Below are 15,188 nucleotides of genomic sequence, written 5' to 3'. Positions count from 1 at the left end.
TCATCCAAATATAAAGTATTTTGAGATTGGAAATCCGCGAGAAAATTTGAGAATAGGCGAGATTGATATTTCGCGAATGTACTAAGATTGCATATCTTGGAGGAATATAGATGAAAGAAGTGCGGTTTCCCTTTCTCAAGCGGGTCTACAAGAATCGAGGCATAGGACATGGCTGAAAAAAAAACAAAGAACTTTTTGAGACTCATAGGCCCAGGGTTTATAACCGCGGCGCTGGTACTAGGGCCCGGCAGTTTGGCCGTAGCTTCCAAAATAGGGGCCAACTATGAATTTCGACTACTTTGGATAGTACCCATTTGCGTGTTGTTTATGGCTGCTTTTACGATGGTCTCTACCCGGATAGGACTCTCTTCCAAACTCACATTGATTCAATTAATACGCAAAAAATATGGGAATACCGTATGCATTGTTATAGGAGTAGGACTATTTGTAGTGGCGGCTTCCTTTCAAGCCGGTAATTCCATAGGTGCGGGGATGGTATTCGGTGAGATGTTCCATTCCTCCTCCGTACCTTGGGTGATTTTCTTCTCCGTAGCGGCCATTGTTCTACTGTTCTTTAAATCATTTTTTAAGATTTTGGAAAGGATTATGATTGCCATGGTGATTTTGATGCTGATTTCTTTTGTAATTACCTTGATTATCTCGAAACCTAGTATTTCGCTTTTGATAGAGCAGTTTGATTTTGGTCTGCCCGAAGGCTCGCAATTTTTGGCCCTTGCCTTGGTAGCTTCTAGTTTTTCGGTGGCCGGGGCCTTTTATCAATCCTATCTGGTACAGGAAAAAGGATGGGATGCGAACAAATCAAGGTCTCATGAACGGGAAAGCCTATCGGGCATTTTGATTTTGGGTATCATTACGGCTACGGTGATGTTGGTAGCGGGATCCGTACTGTTTCCTCAAGGAATACGAGTGAATTCGGCTACGGAGATGGGCAAGACATTGGAGCCGATTTTTGGGAGCTATGCATCGTTGATTTTTATGCTGGGCCTCTTTGCCGCTTCCTTCTCTTCATTGATCGGAAATGCTACCCTAGGGGGCGTTTTATTGTCCGATGCCTTGAACGTGGGAAGAAAATTAGAATCCCGGAACGTACGCTACGTTATCATGTCGGTGATTTTTATCGGGGCGGTGGTGGCCATTATTTTTGGAAGTCTTCCCATAGAACTGATAGTAATGGCCCAGGGATTTACCATTATTGTTGGCCCTTTGATCGGGTTAATGCTCTATTTGATAGCAAGGGACGGTGCCAAAAAAAACCAACTAAAACTGGGCTTCCCCTTACAAATTGTATTGGTTTTCGGATTGATACTGCTATTAGTTTTGGCAAGTACCAACACCTACAATATATTTATTAAATGAATCGAAACACAATCATCGGAACGATTGCCGACCTAGAGGAAAAACTATCCCGACCTTCAAAACGTCTCATTTCGGACATGGCCAAAATAGAAGGGGATATCATGATTCTGGGCTTGGGAGGCAAAATGGGCCCTACATTGGCAAAACTGGCCAAAAGAGCGGTGGATGCAGCTGGTTTGCATAGAAGGATAATTGGGGCCTCACGTTTTTCGAATAAAGGACTTTATCAAGAGCTAACGGACTTTGGCATCGAATGTATACCCGTGGATTTGTTGGATGATGAGGCATTGATGCAACTTCCCGATGCCAAAAACGTCATTTATATGGCAGGCAATAAATTCGGAACTTCAGGTAACGAACATTTTACTTGGGCAATGAACGCCTATTTACCTGGAAGGGTTTCGGAAAAATATAAGAACTCGAATATCGTGGTCTTCTCTACCGGCAATGTATACCCATTTGTACCCATAGATAGTGGAGGTACCACCGAGAAGGTTAAACCATTCCCAATTGGGGAATATGCACAGTCCTGTTTGGGCAGGGAGCGCGTTTTTGAACATTTCTCGATTAAAAATGGGACTAAGATGCTGATCTATCGCTTAAATTATGCCTTGGACTTACGGTATGGCGTATTGCTGGAGGTTGCAAAAGCCGTGGCAAGTAAAGACCCGATCGACCTAAGCATGGGATTCGTTAATGTAATTTGGCAGGGCGATGCCAATGAATACGCAATTCGAAGTCTATTACGTTGCAAGTCCCCGGCCAAAATACTGAATGTTACGGGCCCAGAGGTTATAGCTGTACAATGGCTGGCCGAGGAATTCGGGAAATTATTGGGCAAGGCACCAATTTTTGAAAATGGCCCTAGTGAAACAGCTCTATTGAACAATTCGGACCAGGCGTATAAGTTATTTGGGGACCCTTCCGTCTCATTGGAGGAAATGATGCAATGGACGGCACATTGGGTAAAAACGGGAGGTGAGCAACTCGGCAAACCCACCCATTTTCAGGAACGGAAGGGTAATTTTTGAACAACGGATTTTAAAAGATAGAGACAAATGCGTCTGGAGAAAATTTATACCGACATACATAAGGAACACAAAAAATGAAACTTCTTAAACCCGAAATAAGAAACCTGCTCCATAAGGGTACGGTAATCCCTGCCCATCCCTTGGCATTGACCGAGAATCGGCAATTGGATGAAAATAGGCAACGTCTATTGACCCGGTATTATATGGCTGCGGGAGCCGGGGGTGTTGCCGTAGGGGTGCACACAACGCAATTCCAGATTCGGGACCCAAAGGTAAACCTATATCGTAAAGTTTTGCAATTGGCATCGGAAGAAATTGAAAATGCCCATTTGGATAGCCCCTTTATAAAAGTGGCGGGTGTAAGTGGAGATACCGCCCAGGCAGTCCATGAAACAGCGATTTGTAAAGAACTAGGGTATGACATTGTTTTGGTCAGCACCAATGGATTGAGGGATTGTACCGAAGAAGTCCTTTTAAATCGTACCCGGAAAATTGCGGAAATCATGCCTGTTTTTGGATTTTATTTGCAACCCGCCGTCGGTGGACGGGTTCTAAGCTATGATTTTTGGAGGGCTTTTTCTGAAATTGAAAATGTACATGCCATCAAAATGGCACCTTTTAACCGTTATCAAACTTTGGAAGTCGTACGGGCGGTCTGTGCCTCATCTCGAAATAACGAAATTGCACTTTATACGGGTAACGATGACAACATCGTTGCCGATTTATTGACTACCTATGAGGTACAGGTCAACGGAAGAGCGATTAAAAAAGATATTGTGGGAGGTCTTCTCGGTCATTGGGCGGTATGGACAAAAAAAGCGGTAGAACTATTGGATGGCATCCATAAAATCAAAAAAGAGGGAATTGCTACCCCAAAGGAATTGATGACGCTCAATATTGCAATTACGGATACCAACGCTGCTTTTTTTGATGCAGCCAATAATTTTCATGGCTGTATTGCCGGTATTCATGAAGTGCTTCGGAGGCAGGGTTTGCTGAAGGGAATTTGGTGCTTGGATGCCAAGGAGGATTTATCCAAAGGGCAAATCGAAGAAATAAATCGGGTTTACAGGGACTACCCGGAATTGAACGATGATGTATTCGTGAAAAACAACTTGCGACAATGGAAAAAAGGATTGTATTAAGCTTCTTTTGAGTACCATTTTTCTAATAAAAATCAATACTTTTAACGAAACGAAACCAATGGAATTTACAACTAAAAACTTGACCAAATTTATAGGTTTAGCGATGATTTTGGCCGCAGGATTCTCCTCCTGCAAATCGGTAAGTACAGCGTCCGCTGAAGAGGAAGACAAGGCAGAAAAAACAACTCTTGCTATGGCCGAGAACGTCTCCTTGGACTACACGGAAAAAATCCCGGCTACTGAAATAAGCTTTGATATGGTATTGATTCCTGGTGGTGAATTTATGATGGGAAGTCCCGAGACCGAAGGAAAAAGAAAATCACATGAAGGCCCTCAAAGAAAAGTAAAGATAGATTCCCTGTTTATGGGCAAATATGAACTTACCTGGGAGGTTTTTGAACTTTTTTTCAAACAGAACCAAGAATTGTTCGTGAAATTGGACAATGACCGGGTCATGAAAATAGATGCGATCACCAGACCTAGTCCTCCTTATGAAGACCCATCCTATGGTATGGGAAAGGATGGCTATCCCGCGGTAAGTATGTCGGCGTATTCCGCTTTGGTCTTTTGCAAATGGTTAAGCGCGATAACTGGAAAATTCTATCGTTTGCCCACGGAAGCGGAATGGGAATATGCGGCACGGGCGGGAACCGATTCAGCGTATAGTTTTGGGGATGGTACGGACGATATCGATGCCTACGCGGTATATTACAAAAACTCGAATAATCAATATGCCAAGGTAGGTAGTAAAAAACCCAACCCATGGGGATTGTACGATATGCATGGGAATGCCGCCGAATGGACTTTGGATGAATATAAGGAAGATGCATATGCCACCTTGGATACGGACAATCCTTGGATGACTCCCATGGTTATCCATCCAAGAGTCTTTAGAGGAGGTTCTTGGGATGATGATGCGGATAAATTGCGTTCCGCAAGTAGATCGGCATCCAGTTTAAAATTACAGAAACGTGATCCCCAAATACCCAAAAGTTTTTGGTGGTTTACGGACAGTAATTATATAGGTATGCGTTTGGCAAGCCCAGCTAAACAACCCACGCCGGAGGAGCAAAAAAAATTCTGGCAAAGGGTGTTGGATGAATAGATTTATTCTTGTAAAGAAGATTCTATGAACTATGATAGTGTATGACCATAATTGTATGAATGGGGATATCCCAGTAGTATGAAACAACACTTACTACATTATCCGTAAAATATGAAGAGTCCAAAACCCACTACCCGTAGAACATTCGTAAAAACTTCGGCCAAAACGGCTGCGGCGGGTTTGGTTTTTGCCCAGCTTCCCGTTTTTTCCAATACCCATGTTTTGGGTCAAGAACGTATTAAATTGGGCCTAATAGGTTGTGGTGGAAGAGGAACAGGAGCTATCTTTCAGGCATTGACAGCCTCAAAATCCGTTCAACTGGTTGCCATGGGTGACGTTTTTCGGCACGAAATAAATTCCAGTCTTCAACGGGTTTCCAAAGACTTTCCGGATCAGGTAGATGTACCAAAGGAGCGGCAGTTTTTGGGCCTTGAAGCGTACAAAGATGTAATTGCCGAATGTGATGCGGTTATCTTGGCAACTCCACCTGGATTTCGCCCAGAGCATTTTGAGTATGCCGTGACATCTAATAAACACGTTTTTATGGAAAAACCCTTGGCGGTAGATTCCCCAGGGTATCGAAAAGTAATAGAAACGGGTAGACTGGCAGAACAAAAAAAATTGAATGTCGTGGTAGGGCTACAGTTTCGTTATGAAATTGCCATGAATGAAATGGTAAATAAGATTCACAATGGGGAACTTGGCGAAATTCTTTCCACGGATGTTTACTATAATGTGGGAAAAGCAACAGTACATCCCAGAAAACCAGGCCAAACCGAATTGGAATATCAAATAAGCAATTGGCACTATTTCAATTGGTTATGGGGCGGACAGCTGGCCGGGCAAACCATTCACCAGATAGATGTCATTAATTGGGTCAAACAGGATTATCCAGTAAAAGCAAGTGGAATGGGGGGCAGGGCCATGCTAAAAGGCCCCGACCACGGTGAGATTTTCGATCACCATTATGTGGAATTTGAATATGCTGATGGCACTAAACTTCATGTACAATGCCGGCAGATGGACAATTGCGATAACCGAATGGGCTTCAATATACAAGGTACGGTCGGCCGAGCAGATGAGCGTTTTCAATTTATGGACAACAAAGGAAATGTGCTTTGGCGCTATCGGGATAGGGACGACCCTTCTTCCTCCCAAATAGAACAAGATGTATTTATTGGAGCGATACAAGGTACGCACCCCTATGTCAATAATACCAACTATGGAGCAGAGAGTACCATGACTACTATCTTGGGCCGTATGGCCATTGAATCTGGCAAGGTCATTGCGATAGACAAGGCAAAAACGTCCAATTTGAGTATAGTACCCAACCCGATTACTTGGGACATGAACATGCCCAACGCCCCTTTGGAGGATGGGAATTATAGTATTCCAGGGCCGGGGAAGGAGGTTTTATGAAGACGAATCAATATATTGAACGTACATAGCAATGAAACGAACATGAATTTTTTAATCAAAAACTACACACGGTGAAATGATTAAAATAAATTCATTAGAGAACGAGTGCCTTGCCTGCCGCAGGCAGGGTTGCATAGGTTCTTAAATTTTTAGATAGCTTATTTACAGAAAGTTAAAAATTTTAAACACATGAAAAAAAATATTCTAACCTTATTTTTAGCAAGTATTACGCTCTACGGTTTCTCTCAGGATACTTATACACTTTCTTCGGAGAGCACCTTGACCATCGACGGTACCTCTACACTTCATGATTGGACGGTTACGGCAAATACCATGGATGGTAAGTTGGTAGCAGAAGGTACGGCCCCAAAGGAAATAGATTTTGAAGTTCTTGTAGCGGACATCAAAAGTGAGCGGGGCGCTACCATGGATAAAAAAACACACAATGCCCTTAAAATAGAGGACCATCCCAAGGTTACCTTTAAGCTCAAAGAGGTAAAGGACAGTTCTTCGGTAGTGGGAACTTTAAACATTGCCGGATATGAAAAAGAGGTGGAAATCAAGACGGAAATGACAAACGCCAATGGTCAACTTAAAGTAAAGGGAGAGAAACCCATAAAACTTCAGGACTACGATATGGAACCTCCTTCGGCAATGTTCGGGCAAATAGTGGTAGGGGACGATGTGGTGGTGAAGTTCGACTTGGTTTTCACAAAGTAATTAAGCCTAAATTTTTCTGATCCCATAAGGGAATTTTATTGCTATTGGGTGGCTATACGAAGTGCTGAACAGTAATTTTTTATATTGAAAAGTAGGGATGGATGTAGGTAAAAAAATCAAATCGCTTGCCCAAAAATTCGCTCCTGAATTTGTAGCCGTTAGGCGACACTTGCATCAGAACCCGGAACTATCCTTTCAGGAATACGATACGTGCGCTTACATTAAGCAAAGACTACAGGCCATTGGAATAACCGATATAGTTAGGGTTGCGAAAACAGGTCTTTTGGCGACCATACAAGGAGAGCAAAAAGGGGATACCGTTTTGTTACGTGCGGATATGGATGCACTGCCTATTCTTGAGAAAAATGAGGTGCCCTATGCATCTAAAAATGATGGGATAATGCATGCCTGTGGACACGATGCCCATAGTGCTTCACTTTTATTATGTGCCAAAATTTTATGGGAAATAAAAGAGGATGTAAAGGGCAGTGTTAAACTGATGTTTCAACCTGGGGAAGAAGTAGTACCCGGGGGCGCTTCTTTGGTTATGCAGGAAAAAGCATATCAGGATTTAGGCCATCTTCCACACATAGGGCAACATGTGCAACCAAGCCTTCCGGTAGGCAAGGTAGGTTTCTGTTCCGGTAAATTCATGGCCAGTATGGATGAACTCTTTTTGACGGTCAAAGGGAAGGGCGGTCATGGTGCCATGCCAGAAAGGTTGGTCGACCCGGTGCTCATTGCATCGCACATAATCGTGGCCGCACAGCAATTGGTAAGTCGAATGGCTTCCCCTGGAACCCCTTCTGTATTATCATTTGGAAAAGTAATTGCCGATGGTGCCATCAATGTTGTTCCGTATGAGGTTTATATTGAAGGGACCTTTCGAACCTTTGATACGATTTGGAGAGAAGAGGCCTTGCAGAAACTCGAAAAATTGGTCACATCTATTGCTGAAGGTATGGGGGGTGGTTGCGAACTCAAAGTTAACCATGGGTATCCCTACCTAACCAATGATACCGTTTTGACCCAGGATATCAAATCCGCCGCCATTGAATATCTCGGCAGTAAAAACGTAGTGGATCTTGAACCTTGGATGGCCGCGGAAGACTTTGCCTATTATTCCCAAAGGAATCCCTCCTGTTTTTATTTGCTGGGTGTAGGAAATGAGCAAAAGGGAATCCGATCTGGGCTGCATACACCCACCTTTGATATCGATGAAAACGCTTTGGAAATAGGAGGCGGATTAATGGCCTGGCTAGCCGTTAGAAATTTAGGTCATGGTTAAAACCGGTATTTTGACCTAAATATTTGGACAACAATACCCAACTTCCTTATTTTTTGCAAACAGGTTTGTTTTCTAACAAAAAATACTAGCAATAGGCAATTTGCTACTTGTTGCAATACTAAGGAATTCACTAACTTTATGGATTCCCGATGGATTAAGGAAGTGTGAAAGGAATTCTATGAAACAGAAAATAGTCATTATTGCTATTCTAGCCGTTTTATTGACATTGTTATATGCCTTTAAAGCAGGTATTTTCAATAGAGGGGAAGATGCATATGCCGATCTTAAAGTGCCCGATGTAATCGATTACAACTTCCATATTAAACCTATACTTTCTGATAATTGTTATACCTGTCATGGCCCAGATGCCAATAAGCGCAAAGCAGGCCTACGATTGGACCTGGAAGAAACCGCTTTTTTGGAATTGAAGGAAAACCCTGGAAAATATGCCTTGGTATCCGGCAAGCCTGGTGAAAGCTTGCTGTATGGACATATCATGACGGACAATCCCAACTTGATGATGCCACCACCGGATTCCAAATTAAAGCTGAATTCGTATGAAAAAAGGTTGATCAGGAAATGGATCCGGCAAGGGGCGAAATTTGAAAAGCACTGGGCCTTTATTTCTCCAGTAAAAAAAGAGGTGCCCACATTGGAAGTTTTGAACGGGGCACAGAACGAAATAGATAAATTTATCTTTAAGAAACTGGAAGAACACAACATAGCTCCTTCAAAAAAAGCGTCCTTGGAGACCCTTGTCCGTAGGGTAAGTCTTGATCTTACCGGACTGCCTCCCCAAAGAGAACAGGTACAAAAGCTACTGGCCGACGCTTCTGAAGCTACTATGGCCAAAATTATTGACAAATTTTTGGCATCTCCTACCTATGGGGAACGCATGACACAGTCTTGGTTGGATTTGGCGCGTTATGCGGACTCCCATGGATATCAGGATGATAGCTATCGTACCATGTGGCCTTGGCGCGATTGGGTAATCCACGCCTTTAATGAAAATATGCCTTATGATGAATTCTTGACTTTGCAATTGGCCGGCGATTTGCTACCCAATGCTACCAAAGAACAAATTTTGGCCACGGGATTTAATAGAAACCATCCTATAACCCAAGAAGGAGGGGTTATTCAAGAAGAATATCGGACCAACTATGTTTTGGATCGCACCAACACTTTGGGCAAGGGTATTTTGGGAATGACCCTGGAATGTGCCCGCTGCCATGACCATAAGTATGATGCCATTTCCCAAAAGGATTATTTTGAGCTCTTTGCTTTTTTTAATCAAGTGGACGAAAAAGGGCTTCAAATGGATGCAGTACAGGCCGCCAACCAAAAGTTCTTTGCCGATCCACCCTATATAGAAATATCCGCTGAGGAGACCGAGGACGTGCTTTCGTTCATCAACATGAAAAAGACACCCAAGATCAAGGTAATGGTGATGAACGATTCTGCCGTAAAAACTACATATATCCTTAATAGGGGAGAATACGATCAGCCCACAGATTCCGTAAAGCCCAATACACCAAAAACCATTTTTCCTTTTCCCGAGGAGTTTCCGGCAAATCGACTTGGTTTGGCCAAATGGGTGACGGACAAAAATAATCCATTAACCGCGCGTGTTTTTGTGAACCGTATATGGGGGATGCTTTTTGGGCGTGGACTTGTGGAGACCTCAGAGGATTTTGGGGTACAGGGTAGTCTGCCCACCCACCCCGAACTCTTGGATTGGTTGGCGGCCGATTTTATGGAGCATGATTGGGATATTAAATACCTGCTCAAAAAGATTATGCTTTCGGCTACTTATCAGCAAAAATCCGAACTTCGCCCGGAGCTGAAAAAAGTAGACCCAGAGAATAGATTATTGGCTAGGGCACCACGGTTTCGTATGAGTGGCGAAATGATACGGGATTATATTCTTGCCTCAAGCGGCCTTTTAAATACTGAAATTGGCGGACCCAGCGTAAAACCGTATCAACCACCTGGCCTTTGGGAAGAGACCAATGCAGGGGGACATAGAGGTATATTGACAAAGTATATTCCGGATGAAGGAGACGATTTATATAGGAGATCCCTATATACCTTTTGGAAACGTACTTTACCGCCGCCGAGCATGACCATCTTTGATGCCCCGACCCGGGATTTTTGTGAGGTTCGTCGCCAAAAAACCAATACACCCCTTCAGGCCTTGGCCTTGCAGAACGATATACAAATATTGGAGGCGGCAAGGGTCTTGGCACAACGAACCTTGACCGTAGAGGAAGATAGCGATTCCATTGTGGAGAATATCTTTCAAAGTATTTTGGTACGTTCGCCAAAAGAAGAGGAATTATTGACTTTGGACAGTTACTACCATGATGCACTTGAAACCTATTTGGACAATGTAGAAGATGCCAAGAAACTGGCTTCTGTTGGGGAATATGAGCAATTGGATGTAGACCCTGCCAAAACGGCCGCCATAATGTTGACCGCCCAAGTAATTTATAATTTGGACGAAACCATAACAAAAGAGTAAAAGCTATGTCGCACCATAATCACCATGAACAAAAGGAAGAACCTTCATTGAAGGTGAACCGAAGACATTTTTTCTCGCAATTGAGCGTGGGCATTGGCTCATTGGCCCTCGGCTCACTTTTGATTCCCGACCTATTTAAGGGAGAAACTAAAAATGCAGCTGCCAGGCCCTTGGGCATTCCACATTTTGCCCCGAAAGCTAAACGCATTATTTATTTGTTTCAAGCAGGAGCACCCTCGCAGTTAGAAACTTTTGATTACAAACCTACCCTTCGCAAACGCATGGGACAGGATTTACCGGAATCTATTCGTAAAGGGCAACGATTAACAGGGATGACCGCAAATCAGGATAAATTTCCCTTAATGCCCCCCAAAGTTGGATTTCAACAACATGGCGACAGTGGAACCTGGATCAGTGACTTTTTTCCGCATACCGCCAAAATTGCGGACGATATTACCGTTGTGCGCAGTATGCACACGGAGGCCATAAACCATGACCCTGCCATAACTTTTTTCCAAACAGGCAGTCAGATTTCGGGCCGCCCTAGCATGGGCTCTTGGATGAGTTATGGTCTTGGAAGCGAAAATAAAAATTTGCCTTCCTTTGTAGTCTTGACTTCCAGAGGAAAAGGTAATAGCCAAGGGCTGTATTCCAAATTATGGTCCAGTGGTTTCTTGGACTCTAAGCATCAAGGGGTATTGTTGCGTTCAGGTAAAGATCCTGTATTGTACTTGAACGACCCGGATGGGCTATCGCGCTCAGATAAGAGACATTTGTTAGATCATGTCTCCTCCTTGAACAAATTACATCATGTGGAAACCGGTGATGACGAAATAGAATCCCGTATTGCGCAATATGAAATGGCCTACCGAATGCAGATGTCGGTTCCTGATGTTATGGACATTTCCAAGGAACCGGAATCCATAATCAAATTGTACGGGGAAGATTGCCAAGTACCTGGGACCTATGCGGCAAATGCTTTACAGGCACGTAGGCTGGCTGAAAACGGAGTCCGGTTTATCCAATTGTACCATCAAGGTTGGGACCAGCACGGTAATCTACACGATGAAATGGCGGGCCAGGCCAAGGACGTGGACAAGGCCTCCGCAGCCCTTGTGCTGGATCTAAAGCAACGCGGTATGCTAGAGGATACTTTGGTCATTTGGGGCGGTGAATTTGGTAGGGGCAACTATTGCCAGGGAAAATTCGATCCCGACAATTATGGGCGCGACCATCATCCCCGCGCCTTCAGTATCTGGATGGCAGGTGGTGGAATAAAGCCGGGACTAAATTATGGGCAGACCGATGAATTTGGATATAACGTAATTGAAAATCCCGTACACATCAATGATTTCCATGCAACCCTATTGCATACCATGGGTCTGGACCATGAACAACTCATCTATAAATATCAAGGCCGTCGTTTTCGTTTGACCGATGTAGCGGGGCATGTGGTCAAAGACCTTTTAGCATAAAAATGACATATACTCCAAAAAATGGAAAGGTCGATTATGTCGTTTTTGGACTTTCCGTATTCCTGATTTTTTGTTTGTTGTTCGAATCCTATATTGAGCTTCCGGTCCTTGTGGCTTGGATAGGGCGCTGGCACCCGTTGGTACTCCACTTCCCTATAGTACTTCTTTTGATCGCCATTTTTTTGGGATTTACAGGAAGGAAAATCCCCAGAGGCTTATTGACCATTGCGGTAATTTCGGCGCTTTTGACCGCCATATCCGGATTCTTTCTGGGAAAGGAGACCGGGAGCAAAGGTAATTTGCTTTTCTGGCACCAATGGCTGGGAGTAGGTTTGGCTTTGTTGGCGGCATTTTGGTATGGTTTAGAGGGGCTTCAAATAGGTAAGCAAGTCTATACAAAGATTATACAGATAATTATCGTCGGACTCATTCTTTTGACCGGGCATTATGGGGGAATGATTACACATGGTCAGGATTTTTTAGCATTACCGAAAGAGAAAAAACAAGACATCATTCCCAAAAATCCATTGATCTACGAACATGTGGTGAATCGAATTCTAGAGGCCAAATGTGTAAAATGTCACAATCCGAATAAGAAAAAGGGCGAATTGTTGATGACCGATTTGGCCGGACTATTAAAAGGGGGTGAGGGCGGAAATACCTTGATTCCAGGAAATCCCGGGGAGAGTGAAATGATACGACGTTTATATTTGCCCATAGAGGATGAAGAGCATATGCCTCCCGAAGGGGAGCGACCTTTGGCCGATAGTGAAATACGCATTTTGGAGCAATGGATAGCTTTGGGTGCTTCGGATACCTTACGATTGGATCATTTGGAGAGTTCACAGCCCTTGGCAGTTTTGATCAAGGAAATGATGGAACCGGATCCTATGGAAAAATGGACAGGGCTTCCAAAAGTGGCGGACTCCACATTGAGCAATCTAGCTTCCGATTATTTAACCATAACCCGGCTGGCCGGTGCAACGGATGCCTTAAAGGTAAATGTGTATATGCCGCCACAATATGATGCCCGGATGCTTTTGGATTTAGCTCCTGTGAATCAAAATATTGTTGAATTGGATTTAAGTGGTTTGCCTATAGGGGAAAGGGAACTGGCCTTTGCGGCCAATTGCCCAAATTTGGAGTGGTTGGAAATCGATAGGACACCGATTGCCGATGTTCAATTGGATACCTTACGAAATTTAGCCAAACTACGTTTATTGAAGGTTTATGAAACGGATATCGGCGACCGAAGCATTTCTTTTTTTAAGGAATGGAAAAACCTAAAAAGCCTTTATATTTGGGGGACCCAAGTATCTGAATCCGCTCTAGAGGAACTAAGACTTGAAAACCCTGATGTAATGATAGAAAATGGTATTGATGAAGAAATTGAGTCCTATTTTGTGGCTTCCGATAGTATCCCGAAAAGTTAGACACCTATGAAATTTAATCTAAAAGACAAAACAGCTATTGTGACCGGTGGGGGAAGCGGTATTGGTCGGGCCATTTCCCTAACCTTGGCTGCACAGGGTGCGCAAGTACACATTTTTGAGTTGGACGAAAGTAAAGCTCAAGGAACGGTTGCCGAGATCAAAAAAAATGGAGGCAGTGCGCAAGCGCGTACTTGTAATATTGCCCATCAGACCGAAGTAAAAAAAGAAGTGGATCAAATTGCGGCCAATGGACGCATAGATGTACTGGTCAATAATGCGGGCATTGCCCATATTGGCGATGTGGAAAACACCACCGAGGCTGATTTTGACAAAATCTATAGCGTAAATATAAAAGGAGTCTATAACTGTATCCACTGTGTTATTCCATATATGAAAGCCCATGGCGGGGTAATCTTGAATATGGCCTCCGTAGCCGCTTCAGTAGGCATCAATGACCGATTTGCCTATTCGGCCTCAAAAGGTGCCGTCTTAACCATGACGTATTCCCTGGCCAAGGATTATCTGGAATGTGACATACGTTGCAATAGTATTTCCCCGGGTCGGGTACATACGCCTTTTGTGGACGGCTATCTAAAGGCAAATTTTCCGGGAAAAGAGGAAGAAATGTTTGAAAAATTGTCAAAGACCCAACCGATTGGTAGAATGGCGAATCCCCAAGAAGTGGCCGATTTGGTGTTATATCTTTGTTCCGACGAGGCCTCTTTTATTACGGGAACCGATTTTCCCATCGATGGTGGATTTATACGATTGAACGGAAACTAAAAAACCTAAATAATCAAGGACATATGAAATTAATTCGATTTGGTGCTATAGGAAATGAAAAACCCGGGGTGCAACTGGAAAATGGTAATCGCTTGGATGTCTCGGGCTTTGGACAGGATTACGATGAGCAATTTTTTGGTGGGGATGGTATCGTTAGATTGAAAGATTGGCTAAGTAAAAATATGGACTCCTGCCCAAAAGTAGATAGCTCCATACGTTTGGGAGCACCTCTTTGCCGACCTTCAAAAATAATCTGTATCGGTCTAAATTATGCCAAACATGCCCAGGAAGCAGGAATGGAAATCCCTAAGGAGCCCGTACTTTTCTTTAAGGCCACTTCGGCAGTGGTAGGTCCTAATGATGATGTGGTTATTCCGAAGGGAAGTGCTAAGACCGATTGGGAGGTGGAACTGGCCATAGTTATCGGCAAAAAGGCATCCTACGTTTCGGAATCGGAGGCCATGGACCATGTGGCGGGTTATGTTCTTCATAATGATTATAGCGAACGGGAGTATCAGATTGAACGTAGTGGACAATGGGTAAAGGGTAAAAGCTGCGATACCTTTGCACCTATAGGACCGTTTATTGCCACCCCGGATGAAATTGAAGATCCCCATAATCTGGATTTATGGTTAAAGGTCAATGGGGAGATGCTCCAAAATAGCAATACCTCGGATTTTGTTTTCGATATTCCTACCTCTATCAGTTACATTAGCCAATTCATGACTCTTTTGCCCGGGGATGTCATTTCTACGGGTACGCCTTTCGGCGTAGGGCTGGGCTTTGACCCACCACGCTATTTAAAACCGGGTGATGTAGTGGAACTTGGTATTGATGGTCTGGGAAGTTCCAGGCAGGTGGCCAAGGCTTATAGTTAAGTCGTTGGGCTTT

12 protein-coding genes are annotated in these 15,188 nt (G+C 43.7%); all 12 read left to right on the top strand.

Features of this window, described 5'->3' with window-relative positions; all coding sequences use genetic code 11:
* Positions 1 to 168: 168 nt before the first annotated feature.
* Positions 169 to 1,377: an Nramp family divalent metal transporter gene (locus ACP2AF_RS01890; RefSeq protein WP_425234550.1), complete on the top strand. Its 1,209-nt coding sequence runs from the start codon at positions 169 to 171 to the stop codon at positions 1,375 to 1,377.
* Positions 1,374 to 2,408, top strand: coding sequence for an NAD-dependent epimerase/dehydratase family protein (locus tag ACP2AF_RS01885; RefSeq protein WP_425234549.1), 1,035 nt, complete (start codon positions 1,374 to 1,376; stop codon positions 2,406 to 2,408). Before ACP2AF_RS01890 ends, ACP2AF_RS01885 begins: the two co-directional genes overlap by 4 nt.
* A gap of 74 nt (positions 2,409 to 2,482) precedes the next feature.
* A complete protein-coding gene (locus ACP2AF_RS01880) occupies positions 2,483 to 3,553 on the top strand; it encodes a dihydrodipicolinate synthase family protein (RefSeq protein ID WP_425234548.1) in 1,071 nt (356 codons plus the stop codon).
* 58 nt (positions 3,554 to 3,611) lie between these two features.
* Positions 3,612 to 4,658, top strand: coding sequence for a formylglycine-generating enzyme family protein (locus tag ACP2AF_RS01875; protein ID WP_425234547.1), 1,047 nt, complete (start codon positions 3,612 to 3,614; stop codon positions 4,656 to 4,658).
* A gap of 111 nt (positions 4,659 to 4,769) precedes the next feature.
* Positions 4,770 to 6,077 carry a Gfo/Idh/MocA family protein gene (locus ACP2AF_RS01870; RefSeq protein WP_425234546.1) on the top strand — a complete coding sequence of 436 codons (1,308 nt, stop codon included), beginning with the start codon at positions 4,770 to 4,772 and terminating at the stop codon, positions 6,075 to 6,077.
* Between the two features lie 189 nt (positions 6,078 to 6,266).
* Entirely contained in the window at positions 6,267 to 6,797 is a 531-nt protein-coding gene (locus ACP2AF_RS01865) for a YceI family protein (RefSeq protein WP_425234545.1), read from the top strand.
* Positions 6,798 to 6,894: 97 nt separating this feature from the next.
* On the top strand, positions 6,895 to 8,085 hold the full coding sequence (locus ACP2AF_RS01860; protein WP_425234544.1) for a M20 metallopeptidase family protein: 1,191 nt from the start codon (positions 6,895 to 6,897) through the stop codon (positions 8,083 to 8,085).
* Positions 8,086 to 8,263: 178 nt separating this feature from the next.
* Positions 8,264 to 10,606 (top strand): PSD1 and planctomycete cytochrome C domain-containing protein, encoded by a 2,343-nt coding sequence (locus ACP2AF_RS01855; RefSeq protein ID WP_425234543.1) that lies wholly within the window; start codon positions 8,264 to 8,266, stop codon positions 10,604 to 10,606.
* A 5-nt stretch (positions 10,607 to 10,611) separates the two neighbouring features.
* A complete protein-coding gene (locus tag ACP2AF_RS01850; RefSeq protein ID WP_425234542.1) occupies positions 10,612 to 12,081 on the top strand; it encodes a DUF1501 domain-containing protein in 1,470 nt (489 codons plus the stop codon).
* A 2-nt stretch (positions 12,082 to 12,083) separates the two neighbouring features.
* Positions 12,084 to 13,514 carry a c-type cytochrome domain-containing protein gene (locus ACP2AF_RS01845; RefSeq protein ID WP_425234541.1) on the top strand — a complete coding sequence of 477 codons (1,431 nt, stop codon included), beginning with the start codon at positions 12,084 to 12,086 and terminating at the stop codon, positions 13,512 to 13,514.
* 6 nt (positions 13,515 to 13,520) lie between these two features.
* Positions 13,521 to 14,297: an SDR family NAD(P)-dependent oxidoreductase gene (locus ACP2AF_RS01840; RefSeq protein ID WP_425234540.1), complete on the top strand. Its 777-nt coding sequence runs from the start codon at positions 13,521 to 13,523 to the stop codon at positions 14,295 to 14,297.
* Positions 14,298 to 14,320: 23 nt separating this feature from the next.
* Positions 14,321 to 15,175, top strand: coding sequence for a fumarylacetoacetate hydrolase family protein (locus ACP2AF_RS01835; protein ID WP_425234539.1), 855 nt, complete (start codon positions 14,321 to 14,323; stop codon positions 15,173 to 15,175).
* Positions 15,176 to 15,188 lie beyond the last annotated feature (13 nt).

Origin of the sequence: Ulvibacterium sp. (genome assembly GCF_965248315.1) — a bacterium.
In the GTDB taxonomy this organism is placed as follows: domain Bacteria; phylum Bacteroidota; class Bacteroidia; order Flavobacteriales; family Flavobacteriaceae; genus Ulvibacterium.
This window is presented reverse-complemented; position numbering and strand designations above follow the sequence as displayed.